We start from the raw sequence: 21,794 nt of genomic DNA on the forward strand, positions 1-21,794 counted from the left end.
TGAACCGGCGGCCGACTCCGGAACCGACCGCGCGACCGGCTCCGGAATTTTTACTTGCCCACTGGGAAAGTCTGCGCTAGCTTTCCTAGTAGGCAAGTCAACGGAGAATGTCCGGACCGCCTTGGGGAGGCGATGGCCATGAGCACATCGGTGGATGCCGAACAGGCCTGGCAGGATCTGCAGCGCATTCGGGTACCGCAGGAGCGGGTGTACGACGAGATCGAGAGATGCGCCCATAGCGACGCCGGGGCGACGTACACCACGGCCGGAATCATGTGGGTGTTCCTCGCCGTATCGGGCCTCGATCTGCCCCGGTGGGCGTTCTGGCTGGTGCTGACCGCGTACGTCACCCTGCTCGGCTCGCTGGCCGTGATCTACAACCGCCGGACCCGGATGCGGCTGCACCGCTCGCGTCACAGCTGGCGGTCGTTCGCCACCTTCCTCGCGGGCATGGCGGTGACCGGCGTGACCATCGTGGCCTCCGGCGCACTGGTCGACTGGCTGGCGCTGCCGTTCGGCAGCCTGATCCAGGCCACCGTCTCCGCGGGCGCCTTCCTGCTCTTCGTCGGCCCCGCGAACCGCTGGGCGGTCAGCTCGCTGCGCGACCGCGCCGCGAGAGCGAGCCTCAAGGAGACGAACCGATGAGCACCCCGAGCGGGTTCGACGAACTGATCCACCCCTCCACCCGGCTGTCCGTGGTGGCGCTGCTCGCCGCCACGGAATGGGCCGACTTCCCGTTCATCCGCGACAGCCTCTCGCTCAGCGACTCCGCGCTCTCCAAGCAGCTGCACACCCTGGAAGAGGCCGGGTATCTGGAGATCCGCAAGGAGGGCGGCGGCCGCAAACGGCGCACCAAAGTACGGCTGACGAGCCGCGGCCGCACCGCCTTCGAGGGCCATGTGGCCGCACTCCGCGCCATCGTCGAGGGCGCGGGGCCCGCGGCGGCGGCCGCACCGGCGACGGAGTCCGCCGCGGCGGCAGCAGGGACAGGACCACAGCAACAGCGCGCGGAGGCGGGCCGATGACGACCACCGGGCAACTGCCCCTCCCCCCGGCCACGGCGGCTTCGGCAGCCACGGCCTCCGCCGGATCCGCCCCACCGGTCATCCGGGTGCGCGACTTGAGGATGTCGTACGGCAGCACCCACGTCCTGCACGGCATCGATCTGGACATCCGCCGCGGCGAGATCTTCGCGCTGCTCGGCCCCAACGGCGCGGGGAAGACCACCACCGTCGAGATCCTGGAAGGCTTCCGGCGGCGCTCCGGCGGGGAGGTCTCCGTGCTGGGGACGGACCCGGCGCACGGCGACGACGCCTGGCGCGGCCGGATCGGCCTGGTCCTCCAGTCCTGGCGCGACCACCGCCGCTGGCGGGTGGCCGAGCTGCTGACGCACTTCGCCCTCTATTACCCGGCCCCCCGCGACCCCGCCGGGCTGCTGGCCCTGGTCGGCCTCACGGAGCAGGCCGGACAGCAGGTCGACCGGCTGTCCGGCGGCCAGCGCCGCCGCCTGGACGTGGCACTCGCGATCATCGGCCGCCCCGAGCTCCTCTTCCTGGACGAGCCGACCACCGGCTTCGACCCCGAGGCCCGGCGCGACTTCCACGACCTGGTCGAACGGCTCGCGCGCGACGAGGGCGTCACGATCCTGCTCACCACCCATGACCTGGCGGAGGCCGAGCGGCTGGCCGACCGGATAGCGGTGCTGGTCAACGGCCGGATCCGGGCCGACGGCACCCCGGCGGAACTGGCCCGGCGGGCCGCCGCACAGGCCGAGGTCCGCTGGACGGCGGCCGACGGCACGGCCCGCCGGGAACGTACCGAGGACCCCTCCCGGCTGGTCTGGGAGCTGCATCAGGAGACGGAGGGACCGGTCGCCGACCTGGAGGTGCGCCGCCCGACGCTGGAGGACACCTACCTGCACATGGTGCACCAGGGCGAGGGGGCCGGGGCCGGTACCGGGAGCACGGGCGGGACCACCGCGTCGGACGGGACAACGGCCTCGGACGGGGAGAAGCAAGCATGAGGGGGAGTGAAGTGACGGCCGTGACGGAAGCGACAGCGGCGACGGGCAGCGACCAGGGGGCCGATGTGGCGGGGAGGCCGGAGACGGCGGGAAGGCCGGACACAGTGGGGAGGCCGGACACGGCCGCTGCGAGCGCGAGGGCGACCGCCTCGGGCCACCGCCGCCGCTACTGGCGGGCCGGTCTCCTGCGCGGGGGCATCGAACTCCGCCACCTCGTCCGCAATCCCAAGGAGATGAGCGGCCATCTGGTCAATGTCGTCGTCGCGCTGCTGCTCGCCGGCTATATCAGCTCCAAGGTGCCCGGTACCCAGGTCCCGCTGGCACATCTGACGCTCGCGGGCTTCGCCGCCTATCTGCTGTTCCAGATCGGGCTGGTCAATCTCCCGCAGATCCTGGTGACCGAGCGCGAGGAGGGCGCCCTGCTGCGGCTGCGCGCCACCCCAGGCGGCATACCCGCGTATCTCGTCGCCAAGTCGCTGCTGGTGGTCGCCATGGCGTTCGGGACCCTGGTCGTCCTGCTGGGAGCCGCCGCCCTGCTGGTGGACGGCCCGCTGCCGCACGGGCCCGGTGGCTGGCTGACGCTGCTGTGGGTCAGCGCGCTCGGGTTGCTCGCGGTCGTACCGCTGGGCGCGGCCCTCGGCGCCGTGCTGCCGAATCCGCGGGAGGCGCTGGCGCTGATCATGCTGCCCGTGATGGGGCTGCTGGTCACCTCGGGGGCGATGTTCCCGCTCAGCTCGCTGCCCGCGGTGGTCCAGAAGATCGCCTCCGTCTTCCCCCTCAAGTGGATGGCGCAGGGCCTGCGCTCGGCCCTCCTGCCGGACGCCGCGCGCGCCGCGGAACCGGCCGGCTCCTGGGAGCTGCCGACCGTGGCCCTGATACTCACCGCCTGGGCCGTCCTCGGCTTCCTGCTGGCCGTCCCGCTCCTGCGCCGCGCCGCCCGCCGCGAGTCCGGCTCCCGCCTCACCGAACGCCACCGCAAGGCAGGGTACGGCGGCGGAACGGCCTGAGCCGGGAGCCGCCGGGGAGCCAGCCGCCGGCGGGGAGTCGGTCGGCGCCGGGGAGTCGGTCGGCCCGGGCGGTGCGGGCGAAGGTCGGACGGTCCGGGCAGGGGTTGGACGGTCCGGGGTCGGGGTCGGATGGCCTGGGCAGGGGTTGGACGGTCCGGGGTCGGGGTCGGATGGCCTGGGCAGATGAAGCGGGGGGCGAGGGGGGCGGGGGCAGACGGGCTGCCGGGCGCAGATGGCCAGGCGGCCCCGGCGGGGGCAGACGGCCCAGGCGGGGCGGGCGGGGCGGACAGTCCGGGCGGGGCGGACAGTCCGGGCGGCAGACGGCAAGACGGCCCGGGCAGGGGCAGACGGCCCCGGACGGGGATCGGACAGCCCACGCGGGGATCGCACAGCCCGGACGGGGCTCGGACAGCCCGGACGGGGATCGCACAGTCCGGGCAGGGATCGCACAGCCCGCGCGGCGGGCAGGCTGCCGGGGCACCGGTCCCGGTTGGCGTGACACCCCCACCCAATGATGGAGTTGAGGCATGAACTTCACGGAGCGAGACCGTGCCGTAGAGGCAGCCGTAGCGCGCGGGCTGGTGGGGCCCGGCGAGCCCGTCGCCGGGTTGCTCGACATCGCCGGGATCCGCCGGTCGGCGGCCGAACTCCGTGCGGCTTTCGAGGAGTTCACCGCCCCCGGCACCCCGGTCCTGCACGCTTTCGCCGTGAAGGCCGCCTCGCTCGTCCCCGTATTGCGGCTGCTTGCGCAAGAGGGGCTCGGGTGCGAGGTGGCCAGCCCCGGCGAGCTGGCGCTGGCCCGTGCCGCCGGGGTGCCGGTCGGGCGGACCGTCCTGGACTCGCCCGCAAAGACCCTCCCCGAACTCCGTGAGGCGCTGGCTCTCGGGATCGCCGTGAACGCCGACAACCCCGAGGAACTGACGCGTATCGACGCGCTGATGGCGTCGGCGCCGAGCAGCGCACCCATCGGTCTGCGGGTCAACCCCCAGATCGGCGGCGGCAGCATCGGGGCGATGAGCACAGCCACGGACACCTCGAAGTTCGGTGTCGGGCTGCGTGACGAGGGCGCCCGCGACTGGGTCGTAGAGGCCTTCCTCGCCCGCCCGTGGCTGACCCGGCTGCATGCCCATGTCGGTTCCCAGGGCATGCCGCTGGAGCTGATGGCCGCGGGCGTACGCGCCCTGTACCACCTCGCCGAGGAGATCAACGAGAAGGCCGGCCGACGCCAGATCGACACCCTCGACATCGGCGGCGGTCTGCCGGTGAACTTCTCCTCGGACGCCACCACCCCGACCTACCGCGAGTACGCCGCGCTGCTGCACGCGACCGTCCCCGGCCTGCTGTCCGGACGCTACGGAATCGTCACCGAGTTCGGCCGCTCGCTGCTGGCCAAGAACGGCACGGTCCTCGCCCGCGTCGAGTACGCCAAGTCGGCCGGCGGCCGGCCCATCGCGGTCACCCACGCCGGCGCCCAGGTCGCCACCCGCACGGTCTTCGTCCCCGAGGCCTGGCCGCTCCGGGTCGCGGCCTACGACGCCGAGGGGCGCCCCAAGACCGGCGCTCCGGTTGCCCAGGACATCGCGGGACCCTGCTGCTTCGCGGGTGACCTGGTCGCCGAGAACCGCCCACTCCCCCTCCTGGAGTCCGGCGACCACGCCGCCCTCCTGGACACCGGCGCCTACTACTTCTCCACCCACTTCGCCTACAACTCCCTCCCACGTCCCGGGATTTACGGCTATGCGACGGACGCGGACGGCACCATCCGCTTCGCCGCCGTCCGCCCCCCGCAGACCTTGGAGGACCTCACCGCGGAGAGCGGCGGCGCACACGCGAAGTCACTGAGCGACCTCGGGAAGCAGTAGGCACGGCGGGGGTAGGCAGTAGGCACGTTGGCGGCCGGCACGTAGGCGGCAGACCCGTGGGCCCGAAGGCCCGTAAGCGGCAGGCCCATGGGCCGGAGGGCCGTAGGCACGAGGCCCGTAGCCGGCAGGCCCGTAGGCAGCAGACCCGTCACCTGCCGGGTACGCGCCGGCCAGCGAACGGCCCACGCTCCCCGCTCCGCGGCCGGTCCTCGCTCCAGGTCAGCGGCCGGCCCGCGCTCCCGGTCAGCGAGCGGCCCGCGCTCCCCGCTCCGCGGCCGGCCCGCGCTCTCCCGGCCCGCGGCCCGCCGGCCTGTGCTCCCCCGGCCCGTGCCCCGCCGGGCCGCGCGTCCCCGGCGGCTGTACCGGTCAGGAGGTACCCACGCACCTCCTTGCCGGCCGCGCCGCCCCGCCCGGCCGCCTCCGTACGCACCCACAGCAGGGCCTCGTGCTCCCGCTCCCAGCGCCCCAGCCACAGCGCCTTGGCCCACAGCCCGCGCGCGGACCCGGCCATCAGCAGCCCGCCGGCCGCCGGCAGCACGAACGATGAGCCGACCGCCGCCAGGAAGGCGAGCAGCAGCCACCAGCGGTGCGCCCGCCGCCAGATCCGGAGGGTGACCAAACGATCCTGCAGAATGACGGCCTTCCCGGCGCGCGACGCGTCGCGCGCCGGCGCCGCTTACCGTCCGCGCCGTGCCACGCACCGCACGCACCCGGCGATCACGAACAGCGCCGCCCCTGCCGACAGCCCGGCCGTCCGCCCGGTCAGCCCCGGCACCAGCGCCCCGATCCCCGCGGCCAGCAGCCCCGGCCACCAGAGCAGGCCCGCCGGGGCCCGCACCACCACTGCCACCCGTGCCAGCGCATACACCCCGTGCCCCACGACAGACCTCCTCGCCCTGCGACCGCTCCGTCCCACCTGTCCGGCACACCTGTGCCGGCGGCGGATCGTAGCCAGCCCGGATGAGGATTCCCTGAGACGGCGCGCGGGAGTTGAGCCGAGGCGGTGGCGGGGAACCGGCGGGCAGGCCGGGACGTGCGGCGGACATCCTGACGGCACCTCCCCCCACCACGGCACCGCCGCCCGCCGCTTCGCTCCCCGCCGCTTCGCTCCCCGCGGCTCACTCCACGAACAACCCCCGCGCCGCCGCGCCCGCGTCGAACTCCTCCAGGCGGGCCTGGGCGTCCGGCAGGGCGTCGCACATCGCTTCCAGCAGGACGCGGCCCAGGAGCATGGGGGCGCAGGCGGTGTCGAAGGCCAGGCCGGTGCCGACGGGGGCCGGGAGGAGCAGGTCGGTGTGGTGGGCGACGGGGGCGAAGGCGCTGTCGGCGACGGTGACGACGGTCAGCCCGGCCGTGCGGGCGTAGTCGAGGGCGTCGACGACCTCACGGGGGTGACGGGGCAGGGCGAAGCAGAGCAGGGCGCTTGCGCCGGCCCGGACGGCGGCGTCGATGCGGTCGGCGAGCATCGTGCCGCCCTCGTCCAGGAGGCGGACGTCGGGGTGGACCTTGCGGGCGAAGTAGCTGAAGCCGGCGGCCTGGGCGGTGGCGGCGCGCAGGCCGAGGACGGGGAGCGGCCGGGAAGCGGCGAGGAGGCGGCCCGCCTCGCTCACCGGCGACGGGTCGGCGAGGACGGCGGCGAGCCGGCGGAGGTTGTCGATCTCCGCCTGGACGGCCTGCTGGTACTCGTTGTAGGAGCCGGTGTCGCCGGGCTTGTCGGTGGGTGCGACCTCGCGCAGATGGCGGCGCAGCGCCGGGTAGCCGTCGAAGCCGAGGGCGACGGCGAAGCGGGTGACGGACGGCTGGCTGACGCCGGCCAGTTCGGCGAGTTCGACGCTGGAGAGGAAGGGGGCATCGGCGGCCCGGCGCACCATGCAGTGGGCGATCCGGCGCTGGGTGGGCGTCAGCCGGTGGCCCTCGAAGAGCTTCTGGAGGCGGGCGGCGGTGCCGGTCTCCGCGGCGGTGGTGCCGGTCTCCGCGGCAGCGGCGCCCCTCTCCGCGGCAGCGGCAGCCTCCGGGCCGGTCTGCACGCCCCGTGCCGCGCCAACCCTGCCCTGGGCCTCCTCGTCCGCCACGTCTCCGTCCGTCACACCGCCGCCCGTCACACCACCGTCGTGCCCGCCACCGCCATCGTGCGGACCACCGATGCCGTGCCCGCCGCCGATGTCCCTCGGCTCGTCGCCGGCCGTGCCGCCGGCGTCGTTGCCGTTGTCCCCGTCCCCGCTCATCGCCTCTTCTTCCCGGCCCGGTCGGGGGCCTTGTCCTGTGTCGACCGACTGTACGGAATTCCTGGCCCGGTCCGGCCCGGGATACGCGCCACGATCCGGCCGTACGCGATCACCCCGCCCCCCGCCCCCGCGACCACGCGGGAACGCCCCGCCGCCCGGAGCCGGAGCCGGAGCCGGAGCCGCACAGCATCACCCCGCCGCCCGAAACCGCACAGCATCGCCCTGCCTCCCGGCCGCCGTACGCGAACAACCCGCCCCTCACAGCTCCGCCAGCCCGTCCAGCAGCCCCGATGCCACCGCCACGTCGTCGGTCAGCGGGCGGTCCTCCATCCGCGGGTCGAGGGCGTCGGCGGCGAGGGCGTAGGCGGTGGCGAGGGGGAGGCCGGGGTCGGGTTCCAGGGAGCGCATCCGCAACGCCCGTATGGCGGCGACCAGTTCGCAGGCGAGGATCTGGCGGTAGTACGTGCAGGACCGCAGGGTCTGGCGGGCGCCGAGGGAGGCGAAGCTGGCCTGTTCCTCGACCCCGCGGGAGAGCACGGCGTGGCCGAGCGAGGCCGGGTGGGAGACCGCGCGCATCTCGCCGAGCGCCGCACCGGCCGCGTATTCGAGGATCATCACGCCGGAGCTGGCGGGCGCCGCGTCGCCGAGGAAGGGCCGCAGCCGGGTGAAGTCGGGCTCGGAGAGCGCGGCGAGCCGGGCGGTGGACAGCCGGGCGGTCTGGAGCACCGCCAGCCGGAAGGTGTCCAGGGCGAGCACGGCATGCGCGGCGTAGAAGTTGCCGTGGTGGTAGGCGGCCTGGTCCTCGATGCTGATCAGGGGGTTCTCGGCGGCGGCGTTCACCTCGACCGTCAGCACCTCGTCGAGGGTGTCGGCGGCGTCCAGTGCCGGGCCGTGGATCTGCGGGATGCAGCGGAAGCCGTACGGGTCCTGGATGCGGCCGAGGGGCGGGGCCGGTCGGGGCGGGACGCCGGAGAGGGTGCGCAGCCGGGTGGCGGCGGCCGCGGAGCCGGGGTGCGGGCGGGCGAGCATCACCGGCTCGGCGAAGGGCTCGTACGAACCGCCGACCGCGAGGAGGGAGAGCGCGGCGACGGGGAGGGAGGCGGCCAGGAGCCGGCGCAGTTCGTCGAGGGCGAGCGCGGACTGTCCGAGGGTGAGGGCGTTGCTGCTGATCAGGGCGAGGGCGTCGTTGTTGTCGAGGGCGATGGGGGCGGGGGCCCGGCCGCCCGGCGCACAGTGCCAGGGGTGTTCGCCGGCCAGCGCGAGGCCGGTCTGGGCGAGGGCGGCCAGGTCTCCGGTGCCGACGGCGCCGTGTTCGTTGACGACGGGGTGGGCGCCGGCGTCCAGCGCTTCGAGGAGGGAGGTGATGACGGCGGGGTTGAGGCCGGCGCCGCCGGCCAGCAGCTGGTTGGCGCGTACGGCGAGCATGGCGCGGACCTCGCGGGCGGGCAGCGGGTCGCCGATCGCGCCGGCGTGGCTGCGCAGCAGCCGCAGTCCGTGGTCGGCGTCGGCGGCCCCGACGTCCTCCGTACGGTTGGCGCCGACGCCGGTGCTGCGCCCGTAGACCCGGCCGGTGGCGGCGAGGCGGCGGGCGGTCTCCCAGGATTCCTCGGCGCGGGCGAAGGCCTTGGGGTCGGGGGCCGTGGGGTGGGCGGTGCGCTCCGCGAGGGCGGCGATGCCGTCGGTGTGCAGACCGGTGCCGTCGAGTGTGATGCGCCGGCCGGTGCGGGGACCGTTGTCCAGCATGTGAGAAACCAAGGGGCTCAACTCCCTCTTATAACGCGCTTTGTGGACGGAAGTCCGACACCTCGTTCCGTACGGTGAGCCGAAGTAACAGGCGATGTAACGGACGATTTACTTCTGCCTATTGACTTCTATTCACGTGCCTAAGACTCTGCATGACACTATGCAGGCCGGGCAAGGGGCAGCGGATGATCAAGTTCGACGCAGTCAGCAAGCGATACCCGAATGGCACCACCGCCGTGGACGAGCTGTCCCTTGACCTCCCTGAGGGCGGTGTCACCGTCCTCGTCGGCTCGTCGGGCTGCGGCAAGACCACCACCCTGCGGATGGTCAACCGCATGGTCGAGCCGACGTCCGGCACGATCAGCGTCGGCGGCCACGACATCCTGGAGGCGGACGCCGCAGAGCTGCGCCGCGGTATCGGTTATGTGATCCAGCAGTCCGGTCTCTTCCCTCACCGTACGATCCTGGACAACATCGCGACGGTCCCCCTGCTCCTGGGCTGGGGCAAGCGCAAGGCCCGCGCCCGCGCCGCCGAGCTGCTGGAGCTGGTCGGCCTGCCCGCCGACTCGGGCAAGCGCTATCCGCACCAGCTCTCCGGCGGCCAGCAGCAGCGCGTCGGCGTCGCCCGCGCACTCGCCGCCGACCCGCCCGTCCTGCTGATGGACGAGCCCTTCGGCGCGGTCGACCCGGTCGTCCGCGCCCAGCTCCAGAACGAGCTGCTGCGGCTCCAGGAGGAACTGCGCAAGACCGTCGTCTTCGTGACCCACGACATCGACGAGGCGGTCCGGCTGGGCGACCGGATCGCGGTCTTCCGCACCGGCGGCCGGCTCGTCCAGTGCGCCGAGCCCGCCGAGCTGCTGGCCCGCCCCGCCGATGACTTCGTCGCCGACTTCCTGGGCGCCGAGCGCGGGCTCAAGCTGCTCTCGCTCACCACCCTGGCGGACGTTCCGTACGCGCCCGGCCAGGTGATACGCGCGGACGAGCCGGTCGGCAAGATATCCCGCAACGGCGACCGCTGGCGCCTGGTGACCTCCCCGCGCGGGGAGCCGCTGGGGTGGCTGGACACCGATGCGCTGCCCGCCGGCGGGACGGCCGGCGAGGCACCCCTGGAGGCCGTACGGCCGCTGCGCGACACCGATTCGCTGCTCTCGGCGCTCAACGAGGCGGTCTCCTCCCCCGCCGCCGCCATCGCCCGCGTCACCGCGGACGGGCTGCTGGCGGGCCTCACCTCCCGTGACGCCATCCACGACCGGGCGGGCCGCAGCCATGCGGAGGCGGGCCGGGCGGCGGCCGCCGGGGACACCGACCCCGAGACGCCCGGTTCCGAGACGCCCGGTTCCGAGACGCCCGGTTCCGAGACGCCCGGTTCCGAGACGCCCGGTTCCGAGGACGCAAACGGGGACGCAAACGGGGACGCCGCCGGGGGCCCCGCGCCCCGTAAGACCGCCTCCGCGACGGAGCGCCCCGCATGACCGTCGAATGGGGCTGGTTCCCCGACCACGCCGATCAGATGGCCCGGCTGACCGCGGACCACCTCGCCACCGCCGTGCCCGCCGTCCTCCTCGGGCTGCTGATCGCGCTGCCGCTGGCGGTCCTCGCCCACCGGGTACGGCCGCTGCGCGGCTTCATCCTCGGCGCGTCCAACATCCTCTACACCATCCCCTCCCTCGCCTTCTTCGTCCTCCTCCTGCCGGTCACCGGTCTCACCCGCACCACGGCGATCGTCGGTCTGACCGCATACACGCTGGTCGTGCTGGTGCGGAACACCGTCGAGGGCCTGGACGCGGTCCCGGTCAAGGCCCGTGAGGCGTCGAAGGCGATGGGGACCAAGCCGCTGCGGACCCTGCTCACCGTCGAGCTGCCGCTCGCCCTCCCGGTGATCATGGCGGGCATACGGGTCGCCACCGTCATGTCCATCTCCCTGGTCAGTGTGGCGAGTTACATCGGATACGGCGGCCTCGGCCAGCTCTTCACCGACGGCTTCCAGCGCAACTTCCCCACCCCGGTCATCGCCGGTGTGGCCCTGACCCTGCTGCTCGCCCTGGTCGCCGACGCGCTGCTGGTGACCGTTCAGTGGCTGTGCACCCCCTGGCGGCGCGGTACCCCCCGGCAGCGCACCTCTCTGTGGCGGAAGGCAGCGTGACGCGCCGATGCTCGAACTCCTGAAGAACCTCCTCTCCTGGCTGACCAGCCCGGCCCAGTGGTCCGGTCCCGAGGGCATCGCCGCCCGCGTCCTGGAGCACCTGGAGTACTCGGTGCTCGCCACCCTCGCCGCGGCCGTGATCGCGCTGCCCATCGGCCTGCTCATCGGGCACACCGGCCGCGGCGCCTTCCTCGCCGTCAACCTCTCCTCCTTCGGCCGGGCGCTGCCCACCGTCGGCCTGGTGACCCTGGTGTTCCTCGCGGGCGGGCTGAGCGTGTGGCCGGTGTATGTGTCGCTGGTGGCGCTCGCCGTGCCCGTGATCATCACCAATACGTACGCGGGGATGGCCGCCGTCGACCCCGAGGTCAAGGACGCCGCCAAGGGCGTGGGGCTGCGCGGCCGGCAGGTCCTCTGGCAGGTCGAACTGCCGCTCGCGCTCCCGCTGATCATGACCGGCGTACGGCTGGCGACCGTGCAGGTCGTTGCCACCGCCACCATCGCCGCCTATGTCAGCTTCGGCGGGCTGGGCCGCTATGTCTTCGACGGGCTGGCGCAGCGCGACCTGGTGCAGGTCCTCGGCGGTGCGGCCCTGGTCGCCGTGCTCGCCGTCGCCGCCGACCTGGCCCTGGGCGGCCTCACCCGGCTGCTGTTCCGCGGCCGCCCGGCCACCGCCCGCTGAGCACCTGCCGCCCCCGCCCTCTCCGTACGTCCCTAGGAGCCCCGCCCATGAACCGTCGTACCGCCTTGACCACTCTGCTCGCCGGCGCCTCGGCCCCGCTGCTGGCCGCCTGTTCCTCCGGCATCACCTCCCTCAAGGGGGACGGCGCCGGCGGCGACAGCGGCAGCAGTAGCGGCGGACTGGTCATCGGCACCGCCAACTTCACCGAGAACCAGATCCTCGGCTACCTCTACGCGGGCGTGCTGAACGCCGCCGGGGTCAAGACCACCGTCAAGCCGAACCTCGGCTCCCGCGAGATCGTGGTCCCCGCACTGCGCTCCGGCGATATCGACCTGCTCCCCGAGTACCAGGGCAGCCTGCTGCTCTACCTCGACAAGAAGGCCACCGAGACCGAGGCGGGCGCGATGCAGAACGCGCTGGCCACGGTCCTCCCCGACGGCCTCGAAGTCCTCCCGTACGCGGCCGCCGAGGACCGCGACAGCTTCGCCGTGACCCGCGCGACCGCCGACCGCTACGGCCTCAAGACGCTCTCCGACCTGCGCAAGGCCAACGGGAAGCTGGTGTTCGGCGCGGCCGCCGAGATGAAGAAGCGGGTCGTCGGGGTCGTCGGTCTCAAGGACCAGTACGGCGTGGAATTCAAGGAGTTCAAGGCGCTGGACTCGTCCGGGCCGCTGGTCAAGGGCGCGCTGAAGAAGGGCGACATCGATATCGCCAATGTCTTCACCACCGACGTCGACACCGCGGAGAACGGCTGGATCCTGCTCCAGGACCCCCAGCACCTCATCCCCGCCCAGCACATCGTGCCGCTGATCGCCGCCCGCAAGGCCGACTCCAAGGTCCGCAAGGCCCTCGCCCGTCTGGGCAACACCCTCACCACCTCCCACCTCACCGAGCTCAACCGCCTCGTGGACAAGGAGAAGCAGGACCCGGACCGGGTGGCCGACGCCTGGCTGAAGAAGCACAAGCTGGGCTGAGACGGGGGCAGGAGCGGTGCGACGTACGGGCCTCGACGCCCCCGGCCTCACCACCGTCGAGGCCCTGCTCCGCCTCCAGCTCACCGCCCGGCGGCTGGGGCACGGCATCCGGTTGTGTCACGTACCGGAGGGGCTGGGCCTGCTGCTCACGGTGACGGGGCTGGCCGAGATCCTGCCGGCCGCCCCTCCCCCGGGGACGCCACCGCCCCGTCCGTCGCCCCCTCCATGACCGGTCCTCCGTAGCGGAGCGGCAGTCCGAACAGCGGGAACAGCCGCTCGGTGTCCAGGAACGACTGGAGCGCGGTGATCCGGCCGTCCGCCGTCTCGATGACCTGGACCGCCCAGGGCTCACCGTCGGCGCGGTACTGCCCGAACGCCGGCCGGCCGTTCGCCGTGACCGGCACCAGATGCGACCCCTCACAGCCGCAGCCCGGCCCCAACAGCCACTTCAGGATGTCGTCGCGGCCGCGCAGCCACAGCTCGTACGGCGGCATGGACAGCGTGGAGTCCTCGTGCAGCAGGGCCGTGAGCGCGTCCATGTCGAACCGTTCGAAGGCCTCGACATAGCGCTGGAGCAGCGCCTGCTGTGCGTCGTCCAGGGGCCGCGGCGGTTCGTCGGCGGTCTCGCCGGACGCGGCGAGGGTGGCGCGGGCCCGCTGGAGCGCGCTGTTGACCGAGGCGACCGAGCTCCCCAGCAGCTCGGCGACCTCGCTCGCCGACCAGCTGAGCACCTCCCGCAGGATCAGCACCGCCCGCTGCCGGGGCGCCAGCCGCTGGAGCGCGGCGATGAACGCGAGCCGGATCGACTCCCGGGCGACGGCGGTCTCCGCCGGGTCCTCCGCGGACGCCAGCACCCGCTGGTCCGGTACGGGCCCGATCCAGGTCGCCTCGGGCAGTCCCGTGCCGACCGGGGTGTCCACGCTCGACGGAGAGGCGAGATCCATCGGCCGGGCCCGGCGCCGGCTGCCCTTGAGCAGGTCCAGACAGACATTCGTGGCGATCCGGTACAGCCAGGACCGCAGGGACGCCCGCCCCTCGAACCGGTCGTAGCTCCGCCAGGCCCGCACCATCGTCTCCTGCACGGCGTCCTCGGCTTCGAAGGCCGAGCCCAGCATCCGGTAGCAGTAGCCGGTCAGCTCGGTACGGTGGGCCTCCAGCCGGTCCGCCGGCTCCCCCTGCGGGGCGCCCCGCCCGGCACCGTCCGCCGCCGTGCTTTCGTCCACCGCCGCGGTTTCGCCCGTCGAGGGCCGTTTCGTCGAGGACCGTTTCATCGAGGACCCGCCCATCCGCCCGTCGGCCGACCACCGTCACACGCGCCCGACGCTACCGGAGCATCCGGCACCCAGTCTGCTCCTCGGCACGGGGCTTTGCAGCCGGGGACCGGGGCCGGGAAACGGCACACGGCACGTGGGACGGGCCGGGGCTCCGCCGCCCCGGCCCGTCCCACGTCTCAGGTCATCTGCGCAGCTGCACGCCGCGCAGCGCTCCTCCGACGACCGCACCGGCCAGGGCACTCACCAGGAGCCGGACGGGTTCCGTCAAACCGGAGAACACGGTGTGCGTGAGCGCAAAGACGACCACGACCGCGAGAATTCCGGCGATCATTGCCTTTCTCATTTCCTGCCCATCATTTCCCGCCCATCACTGCTTCCTCGCCACTGCTTCCTCGCCATTGGTTCCTCGTCATTGCTTTCTCGCCGCGCGTCCTGCTCATGCGTCTTCGTCATCGCTTTCCCGCGTCGCCCGGCCACCGTCAGCAATCGGAGAGCGAGAGCACCGCACCGGAGACCAGGCCTCCGAAAGCCCCGGCCGTGGCACCCGGGGCACACCCGGTCTCGGCGCCGGCGATACATCCGCCTATCCCGCCGGAGACCACATAGTCCCGGATTTTGTCGTTGGCGCACTGCGAGTAACTCTCGGCCGCCATGCCCCGCGCGGAGACACCGAGCTGCCGGAAACTACGGGTCGCCCGCACGGTGACCGTGGCGCCCTTGGCGCGGTAGCTGACGTGCGCCGTTTTGCCGTTCTTGAGTTTGACCGCGGTGCCCAGCCGGCCCACCGTCCGATGGCCGGGCCCGACCAGCGTCAGCTTCTTGCCCGCGACGGTGAAGTGGTAACCGGCGGGCACGGACAGCGTGGCCTTCAGCGTTTTGCCGTCCGGCGAGTGGAGCGACTTCAGCTTGACGCCTTTCGCGGCGCTCACCGGCTTCGCGGAATGCAGCGCACTGTCCGCGGAGGCGGGCCCTGCCACCCCCGCAAAAGCCAGCGCGGTCAACGCGGTCGCGGCGGTCTTCCGGAACTTCATCATTCCCCGTTCCCCGTGTGGATCAAGTTCATGATCAGCCTAGGAGGCACGTCGCAAATGCAAGATCCATGGCGGGCAATTTCCCGGTAAACGGTGCCGTTTTCGGGGAAGTTGAACGGGCCGCTGATCTGACGGCCCGCCACGAGCGCCGCGCACAAAGGCCATCGGGCCGCCGGCGCCGCTCCCACAGCGCCGCTCCCACGACGTCACTCCCGTGGCGCCGACGCCGCCCCCGCCGCCTCACTCCCGCGGGGCCACCGCCGACCCGCGCTCCGAGAGGCGCGGGGCGCACAGGATGCGTTTGCGGCGGACCCGGCGGCCCTCGATGGCGGCGACGGCGAGGCGGGCGGCTTCCTTGGCGATGGCCGCCAGGCCCCAGTCGACGGAGGTCAGGGGCGGGGTGAGGACCCGGGAGACGGGGTGGTCGTCGAAGCCGACGACGGAGAGGTCACGGCCGACGGTGAGGGAGGCCTCGGCGGCTGCCGCGTAAACGCCGTAGGCGATGGAGTCGGAGAAGCAGAAGACGGCGGTGGGCGGGGCGAGCCCGGCCGGACGGCGGCCGTCCGGGCTGTTGGCCAGGACCCGGCGGGCCATCGCGGTCGCCGCGTCCAACTCCTGCGGGCAAGGCAGGACTTCGACCTCGATACCGAGCCGGTCGGCGGCCTCGCGGACATAGACGTCGGCGGGGCGGTCGGGGGTGGAGGGGCCGGTGGGGGTCAGCACGGTGACCCGGCGGTGGCCCAGCCCGCGGAGGTAGTCCAGGACGGCGTCGATGCCGGCCCGGTTGTCGAAGAGCACCTCGCCCGCCGTACGGGCCCGGCTCAGGGCGTCGCCGATGGAGACCACCGGCACGGCATCGGCGATCTTCGACCAGCCCTCGGCGGACGGATCGACGGGTGAGACCAGGAGGCCGTCCACGCGCTGGTCGCGCAGTTGCTTGGCGAGGGACAGCTCGCGTTCGGGGTCGCCGCCCGCGTCGAGGATCAGCGCATAGCGGTCGCCGGCCAGCAGCTCGCGCCCTATCGCCGCCATCAGCTGCTGCTGCCACAGGTCCTGGAGATCACCGGCGAGCACCCCGACGGTGCTCGTACGGCCGCTGGCGAGGGCGCGGGCAATCGGGTCGGCCTCGTAGCCGAGGTCGGCGGCGGCCTTGCGCACCCGCTCCTCGGTTTCCTTGGAGACGTGCTTGCCGCGCAACGCGTAGGAGACGGCTGCAGTGGAGAGGCCGGTGGCCTCGGCCACCTCGCGGAGGGTGGTGCGCTTATTGGGCCTGGCCATGCCGGAAGCCTACCCAAGGAGGGGGCGGCGCCCGGCCACGATGCGGAGGTCCCGAGGCGGCGCTCCCGGTGGGGGCAATGGCCCGGCAGCTCCGGCACGGCCTTGACAGCACCTGCTGTTAACCGCTTCACTTAAACGCATCAGTTAAGCGGTTAAGTGAAGCGGTTCAAGGTGTCGGACCCCGCGGTCCGCGTGCTGTCCGTGTGCCGTCCGCACCACCGCCCCGCGCCCCGAGGGAGGCCCGTGCCCACCGACGTCCACCAGCACATCTGGCCGCCCGAGTTCGTCGCGCTGCTGCGGTCGCGCAGTGCGCCGCCGCGGCTGGACGGCTGGACGCTGCACCTGCCGGGCGAGCCCCCGTACGCCGTCGACCCCGCCGACCACGACATCGCGGCCCGCGCCCGGCTCGCGCGCGCCGACGGCCTCGATCTGGCCCTGGTGTCGCTCTCCAGCCCGCTCGGCATCGAATATCTGCCGCCCGCCCAGGCCGCCCCCCTGCTCGCCGCGTTCCACGACGGCGCACTGGACCTGCCCGCCCCCTTCGGCGTCTGGGCCTCGGTCTGCCTCTCCGCACCCGAGCCGGACGCCGAGGCGCTGCGGCGCGAGCTGGCCCGCGGCTGCGTGGGGCTCCAGCTCCCCGCCACCGCGCTGCTCGACGCCGCCGGGTGGGCGCGCTGCGCCCCGCTGCTGGACGCGGCCGCCGAGCAGGACGCACCGCTGTTCATCCACCCCGGCCCGGCGCCGTCCGCCGACGGGGACGCGCCCGCCTGGTGGCCCGCCCTGGTCCCCTACCTCCAGCAGCTGCACGCCTCCTGGTTCGCCTTCCGCGCCTTCGGCCGGCCGCGCCACCCGGATCTGCGGGTCTGCTTCGCGGCCCTGGCCGGACTGGCGCCACTGCACGGCGAGCGGCTGGTCGCCCGCGGCGGCGGCCGGGACCGGGGCCGGGTGGACTGCAAGGCGTTCTACGAGACGTCCTCCTACGGGACCCGTGCGGTCGATGCGCTCGTCCGGGCCACCGGCATCGATGTCGTCGTCAGCGGCAGCGACCGCCCCTATGCCGACCCCGTCATCCCCGACCTCGGCGCGCAGGCCGCCGTCCACGCCCTGCGTACCGCCAACCCGGCCCGCCTGCTGGGCCCGACGAAAGGAGCCCGCCCATGACGTACCGCACCTCCCTGGCCGACACCGCCCGCGAGGTCCCCGACGGCGAGGAGCCGTTCACCGCACTGCCCGAGCGCAACCTCGACAAGCGCGAGCTCCAGGCGCTGGTCGACCAGCTCGCCATCCGCCCGGACCTCTGGCGCGAACAGGTCGCGTTCTCCGACACCGAGCGCCACTACGCCTCCCTGCACCGCGACGAGTTCGTCGATGTCTGGCTGCTGTGCTGGACCCGGCAGAACGACACCGGCTGGCACGATCACGACATCTCCTCCGGAGCGGTCCATGTCGTCCAGGGCGTCCTGACCGAGTCCAACCCCCGCATCGGCGGCGAGCACCTGGCCACCGCGGTCGGCAAGGGCTCCTCCTTCTCCTTCGGCCCGGACCACATCCACCGGCTCACCGGCGCGAGTGACGATGCGGTGTCGGTGCATGCGTACTCACCGCCGCTGTGGCGGCTGGGCCAGTACGACATCACCGGGGACGGGCTGATGCGGCGGGTCTCGGTCTCGTACGCGGATGAGCTGCGGCCGATGGACGGGGCGACCGCGGCCTGAACGGCCGTGCGGCCCGGGACCGCGGGCCCCGGGCCGCTTCACCACTGGGGGCGCGGCCGTCCGCGGCCGGGCACCCGTGACCACGAATTTCACCCCTGCCTATTGACCTTCCATTCACCGCCATCGATCCTGCATGAATCCATACAGGCGCGACGCGAGGCGGACTCATGGCAGGTGTGGTCGAACGGCGCTCCATCGACGTCGTCCCCGACGACGAACGGCACGGCAGCGCGGTCAGCCAGTTCACGCTCTGGCTGGGCGCCAACCTCCAGATCACCGCCGTCATCACCGGCGCGCTGGCCGTCGTCTTCGGGGCGAACGCCTTCTGGTCGCTGATCGGGCTGCTGCTCGGCAACCTGCTGGGCGGTGCGGTGATGGCACTGCACTCCGCCCAGGGGCCGCGGCTCGGCCTGCCGCAGATGATCACCTCGCGGGCGCAGTTCGGGGTGCGCGGCGCGGTGGTCCCGCTGGCGCTGGTCATCGTGATGTACATCGGGTTCTTCGCCAGCGGCAGCGTGCTGGCCGGGCAGGCGGTCGGGGAGCTGACGCACCTCGGCGAGACCCCCGGGATCGTCCTCTTCGCCGCGGTCACCGCGGTCGCCGCGGCCGTCGGCTACCGCCTGATCCACACCCTCGGCAAGATCGCCGGCCTGGTCTGCGCACTGGCCTTCGTCTACCTCGGCTTCCGGCTGCTGGAGCGCGCCGACCTCGGCACGCTCCTGGCCGACCACCGCTTCGGGCTGCCGGTCTTCCTGCTCGCCGTCTCGCTCTCCGCCTCCTGGCAGCTGGCGTTCGGCCCGTACGTCGCCGACTACTCGCGCTACCTCCCGCGGCACACCTCGGCGCGCGCCACGTTCTGGTGGACGCTGTCCGGTTCGGTGCTCGGCTCGCAATGGTCGATGACGTTCGGCGCGCTGGCGGCCGCCGCGGCGCCCGCCGCGTTCGTGGGGCACGAGGTCAGCTATATCGTCGGCCTCGGCGGCGCCGGGGTGATCGCCTCGTTCCTCTACTTCGCCATCGCCCTCGGCAAGCTCACCATCAACATCCTCAACACCTATGGCGGGTTCATGTCGCTGGTCACCAGCGTCAGCGGGTTCCGGGGGCAGCGCACCCTCAGCCCGCGCGGCCGCTCCGCGTACATCGCCGGAATCATGCTGGCCGGCACCGCCGTCGCCCTCCTGGGCAAGGACTCCTTCCTGACGTCCTTCAAGGACTTCCTGCTGTTCCTGCTGACCTTCTTCACGCCCTGGTCGGCGATCAACCTCGTCGACTACTACCTGATCTCCAAGGAGCGCTACGACATCCCGGCGCTGAGCGACCCCGCCGGCCGCTACGGCGCCTGGAACGTGCGGGCACTGACGGTCTACGTCCTCGGGGTGCTCGCCCAGCTCCCGTTCCTGGCCACGCACTTCTTCACCGGCCCGCTGGTGGCACCGCTCGGCGGCGCCGACATCTCCTGGCTCGTCGGGCTCGCCGTGCCGGCCGTCCTGTACTGGGTGACCGCCCGCCGCGACACCGCGCGCACGGCGGAGCCGGCAGCGCCCCACGAGGACCAGGCGCCCGCCGAATTGGGGGGCTAGCCCTACCGCGCCGCCCGCCCGGCGGCCGTACGCTCGGCCGCATGGCGACGCACGACCCCGACCTGCGCAAAGAACTCGACGCGACCCTCCAGACGCGCAAAGAGCTGGGCCCGGAGTACGAGTCGGAGCTCCTGGAGTCCTTCCTGGAGAAGCTGGACCGGAGCGTCGACCAGCGGGTACGGCGGCAACTCGCCGAGCAGCAGCTCCAGGTGGCCCGCGGCGCCCGGCCGCCGCGCCCCGGGGGCGGCGGCAAGGAGGTCTGGGAACGGTTCGGGCTCGCCGCTCTCTCGCTGGTGCTGGCCGTCCCGCTGTCCGCGATCGCGGTGAGCCAGGCGGGGCAGCCGGGGCTGCTGATGTGCTGGGCCGGGATCGTCGGCGTCAACGCCGTACAGGCCAGGGGCCCGCACAAGCTGCTGCGCCCGCGCACGGAGCGCCGCGACGGCGCAGCGGACTCAGGGGACTGACAAGGGACCGGCAGGGACTGAAGGCGCCGGCGGGAGCCGGATGTGCGGGGACCGCCGCACCCCGGCCGTAGCCAGGGGCGGGACGACGGCGGTCCCCGCAAGGGACGCGTACCGGGTCAGAGCCGGTCGTCGCATCCGGTGGCGATCGTGGAGGTCCGGGAGCCGCTCCGGAGGTCCTTATCGCCGTGACAACACTGTGCCCGCCGCGTGTTAAGCCCGTGCTGCGCGCACATGACGCATACGTACACCTTGCGTCGACGGGCCGTTTCCTGACGGCCACTTGACGCCCCGAAGGGTGCGGAAACGGGCGGCGGCCGGGGCGGGGCAGCGGCTGCCCCTGCCCCGGCCGCCGGGGCCGTTGCTACTTGCCGGCCTCGCGCGCCAGGTAGGCCAGCAGGTCCTGTCGGCTCACCACGCCCTTCGGCTTGCCCTCGACGAGGACGATCGCCGCGTCCGCGTTCTCCAGGACCGCCATCAGGTCGGCGACCGGCTCGCCCGAGCCCACCTGCGGCAGCGGCGGGCACATGTGCTTCTCCAGCGGGTCGGTCAGCGAGGCCCGCTGGGTGAACAGCGCATCGAGCAGTTCGCGCTCGACGACCGAGCCGACGACCTCCGCGGCCATCACGTCCGGGTGCCCGGCGCCCGGCTTGACGATCGGCATCTGCGAGACGCCGTACTCGCGCAGCACGTCGATCGCCTCGCCGACGGTCTCCTCCGGGTGCATGTGCACCAGCGAGGGCAGCGCGCCCTCCTTGTGCTGGAGCACCTCGCCGACGCGGGCCGCCGGGCCGCCCTCCTCGAGGAAGCCGTAGTCGGCCATCCACTCGTCGTTGAAGATCTTGGACAGATAGCCACGGCCGCTGTCCGGCAGCAGCACGACGACCACATCGTCCGGCCCGAGCTTCGAGGCGACCTCCAGCGCACCCACCACGGCCATTCCGCAGGAGCCGCCGACCAGCAGGCCCTCCTCCTTGGCGAGCCGCCGGGTCATCTGGAAGGCGTCCTTGTCCGAGACCGCCACGATCTCGTCCGCGACGGTGCGGTCGTAGGCCGTCGGCCAGAAGTCCTCACCGACGCCCTCGATCAGATACGGGCGCCCGGAGCCGCCGCTGTAGACGGAGCCCTCCGGGTCGGCGCCGATGACCCTGACCTTGCCGTCACTGGCGTCCTTCAGATAGCGGCCGGTGCCGCTGATCGTGCCGCCGGTGCCGACGCCCGTCACGAAGTGGGTGATCCGCCCGTCCGTCTGCGCCCACAGCTCGGGACCGGTCGTCTCGTAGTGGGAGCGCGGATTGTTCGGGTTGCTGTACTGGTCCGGCTTCCACGCACCGGGCGTCTCGCGCACCAGGCGGTCCGAGACGTTGTAGTAGGAGTCCGGGTGCTCGGGATCCACGGCGGTCGGGCAGACCACCACCTCGGCGCCGTAGGCCCGCAGCACATTGATCTTGTCCGTGGACACCTTGTCCGGGCAGACGAAGATGCACTTGTAACCCTTTTGCTGGGCCACGATCGCCAGGCCCACACCGGTGTTGCCGGATGTCGGCTCGACGATGGTGCCGCCCGGCTGGAGCTCACCCGACTGCTCGGCGGCCTCGATCATCCGCACGGCGATCCGGTCCTTGACCGATCCGCCGGGGTTGAAGTACTCGACCTTCGCCAGGACGGTGGCCTGGATTCCTCGAGTGACGTTGTTGAGCCGCACGAGCGGGGTGTTGCCGACTAGCTCAATCATCGAATCGTAAAACTGCACGGTGATCTCCGCGGTAGGGGGCGGCACGCTCTCCTGCGCCCGTGCG

20 protein-coding genes and 1 pseudogene are annotated in these 21,794 nt (G+C 72.9%); 13 read left to right on the forward strand and 8 right to left on the reverse strand.

The genetic code is table 11. The features are described 5' to 3' along the window. The first annotated feature begins 138 nt into the window (after positions 1-138). From K7C20_RS14690 to K7C20_RS14710, 5 genes are all read left to right on the forward strand, one after another. A complete protein-coding gene (locus tag K7C20_RS14690) occupies positions 139-645 on the forward strand; it encodes a hypothetical protein (RefSeq protein WP_167352527.1) in 507 nt (168 codons plus the stop codon). After that, positions 642-1,025: a transcriptional regulator gene (locus K7C20_RS14695; RefSeq protein ID WP_053209703.1), complete on the forward strand. Its 384-nt coding sequence runs from the start codon at positions 642-644 to the stop codon at positions 1,023-1,025. The genes K7C20_RS14690 and K7C20_RS14695 overlap by 4 nt, the downstream gene beginning before the upstream one ends. Then, on the forward strand, positions 1,022-2,023 hold the full coding sequence (locus tag K7C20_RS14700) for an ABC transporter ATP-binding protein (RefSeq protein WP_078953411.1): 1,002 nt from the start codon (positions 1,022-1,024) through the stop codon (positions 2,021-2,023). The genes K7C20_RS14695 and K7C20_RS14700 overlap by 4 nt, the downstream gene beginning before the upstream one ends. Before the next feature lie 185 nt (positions 2,024-2,208). Then, positions 2,209-3,030: an ABC transporter permease gene (locus tag K7C20_RS14705; protein ID WP_053209723.1), complete on the forward strand. Its 822-nt coding sequence runs from the start codon at positions 2,209-2,211 to the stop codon at positions 3,028-3,030. A 527-nt stretch (positions 3,031-3,557) separates the two neighbouring features. Then, the gene (locus tag K7C20_RS14710) at positions 3,558-4,892 is read left to right on the forward strand and encodes a type III PLP-dependent enzyme domain-containing protein (protein WP_030088418.1); all 1,335 of its coding nucleotides are present in this window, start codon (positions 3,558-3,560) and stop codon (positions 4,890-4,892) included. Between the two features lie 307 nt (positions 4,893-5,199). On the opposite strand, the pseudogene K7C20_RS14715 reads toward K7C20_RS14710, so the two are convergent. From K7C20_RS14715 to K7C20_RS14725, 3 genes and pseudogenes are all read right to left on the reverse strand, one after another. Next, positions 5,200-5,772, reverse strand: a pseudogene (locus K7C20_RS14715) (hypothetical protein); the annotation flags it as partial. A 238-nt stretch (positions 5,773-6,010) separates the two neighbouring features. Further along, positions 6,011-6,796 (reverse strand): MurR/RpiR family transcriptional regulator, encoded by a 786-nt coding sequence (locus K7C20_RS14720; RefSeq protein ID WP_053210037.1) that lies wholly within the window; start codon positions 6,794-6,796, stop codon positions 6,011-6,013. A 579-nt stretch (positions 6,797-7,375) separates the two neighbouring features. Then, positions 7,376-8,860, reverse strand: a complete 1,485-nt coding sequence (locus tag K7C20_RS14725) for an aromatic amino acid ammonia-lyase (protein ID WP_053210021.1) — start codon at positions 8,858-8,860, stop codon at positions 7,376-7,378. A 185-nt stretch (positions 8,861-9,045) separates the two neighbouring features. Between K7C20_RS14725 and K7C20_RS39685 the strand changes: the two genes are divergently transcribed. From K7C20_RS39685 to K7C20_RS14750, 4 genes are read left to right on the forward strand one after another with little or no spacing between them, the layout of a single operon-like run. Further along, positions 9,046-10,332 carry an ABC transporter ATP-binding protein gene (locus tag K7C20_RS39685; RefSeq protein ID WP_053210022.1) on the forward strand — a complete coding sequence of 429 codons (1,287 nt, stop codon included), beginning with the start codon at positions 9,046-9,048 and terminating at the stop codon, positions 10,330-10,332. Beyond that, positions 10,329-11,003, forward strand: a complete 675-nt coding sequence (locus K7C20_RS14740; protein WP_030088429.1) for an ABC transporter permease — start codon at positions 10,329-10,331, stop codon at positions 11,001-11,003. The genes K7C20_RS39685 and K7C20_RS14740 overlap by 4 nt, the downstream gene beginning before the upstream one ends. Before the next feature lie 7 nt (positions 11,004-11,010). After that, on the forward strand, positions 11,011-11,682 hold the full coding sequence (locus K7C20_RS14745; RefSeq protein WP_030088430.1) for an ABC transporter permease: 672 nt from the start codon (positions 11,011-11,013) through the stop codon (positions 11,680-11,682). Between the two features lie 47 nt (positions 11,683-11,729). Further along, positions 11,730-12,656, forward strand: coding sequence for an ABC transporter substrate-binding protein (locus K7C20_RS14750; protein WP_030088431.1), 927 nt, complete (start codon positions 11,730-11,732; stop codon positions 12,654-12,656). Positions 12,657-12,802: 146 nt separating this feature from the next. Here the strand turns inward: K7C20_RS14750 and K7C20_RS14755 are convergent, their stop codons facing one another. The 4 genes from K7C20_RS14755 to K7C20_RS14770 form a co-directional block, all read right to left on the reverse strand. Further along, the gene (locus K7C20_RS14755; RefSeq protein WP_245171641.1) at positions 12,803-13,879 is read right to left on the reverse strand and encodes a sigma-70 family RNA polymerase sigma factor; all 1,077 of its coding nucleotides are present in this window, start codon (positions 13,877-13,879) and stop codon (positions 12,803-12,805) included. A gap of 232 nt (positions 13,880-14,111) precedes the next feature. Then, positions 14,112-14,261, reverse strand: coding sequence for a hypothetical protein (locus K7C20_RS14760; protein ID WP_160328762.1), 150 nt, complete (start codon positions 14,259-14,261; stop codon positions 14,112-14,114). A gap of 148 nt (positions 14,262-14,409) precedes the next feature. Next, on the reverse strand, positions 14,410-14,964 hold the full coding sequence (locus K7C20_RS14765) for a hypothetical protein (RefSeq protein ID WP_030088435.1): 555 nt from the start codon (positions 14,962-14,964) through the stop codon (positions 14,410-14,412). Positions 14,965-15,201: 237 nt separating this feature from the next. Then, on the reverse strand, positions 15,202-16,239 hold the full coding sequence (locus K7C20_RS14770; RefSeq protein WP_053210023.1) for a LacI family DNA-binding transcriptional regulator: 1,038 nt from the start codon (positions 16,237-16,239) through the stop codon (positions 15,202-15,204). Between the two features lie 243 nt (positions 16,240-16,482). Here K7C20_RS14770 and K7C20_RS14775 point away from each other — a divergent pair, with 243 nt between their 5' ends. From K7C20_RS14775 to K7C20_RS14790, 4 genes are all read left to right on the forward strand, one after another. Then, positions 16,483-17,400, forward strand: a complete 918-nt coding sequence (locus K7C20_RS14775) for an amidohydrolase family protein (RefSeq protein WP_053210024.1) — start codon at positions 16,483-16,485, stop codon at positions 17,398-17,400. Beyond that, entirely contained in the window at positions 17,397-17,954 is a 558-nt protein-coding gene (locus K7C20_RS14780; protein ID WP_030088441.1) for a cysteine dioxygenase, read from the forward strand. The genes K7C20_RS14775 and K7C20_RS14780 overlap by 4 nt, the downstream gene beginning before the upstream one ends. A gap of 167 nt (positions 17,955-18,121) precedes the next feature. Then, positions 18,122-19,534: a purine-cytosine permease family protein gene (locus tag K7C20_RS14785; protein ID WP_053210025.1), complete on the forward strand. Its 1,413-nt coding sequence runs from the start codon at positions 18,122-18,124 to the stop codon at positions 19,532-19,534. Positions 19,535-19,575: 41 nt separating this feature from the next. Then, positions 19,576-19,998, forward strand: a complete 423-nt coding sequence (locus K7C20_RS14790) for a hypothetical protein (protein WP_053210026.1) — start codon at positions 19,576-19,578, stop codon at positions 19,996-19,998. Positions 19,999-20,359: 361 nt separating this feature from the next. Here K7C20_RS14790 and K7C20_RS14795 read toward each other — a convergent pair whose 3' ends face one another. Next, a complete protein-coding gene (locus tag K7C20_RS14795) occupies positions 20,360-21,748 on the reverse strand; it encodes a cystathionine beta-synthase (protein WP_030088447.1) in 1,389 nt (462 codons plus the stop codon). Positions 21,749-21,794: the final 46 nt, after the last annotated feature.

It is taken from the genome of Streptomyces decoyicus (assembly GCF_019880305.1).
Lineage (GTDB): Bacteria > Actinomycetota > Actinomycetes > Streptomycetales > Streptomycetaceae > Streptomyces > Streptomyces decoyicus.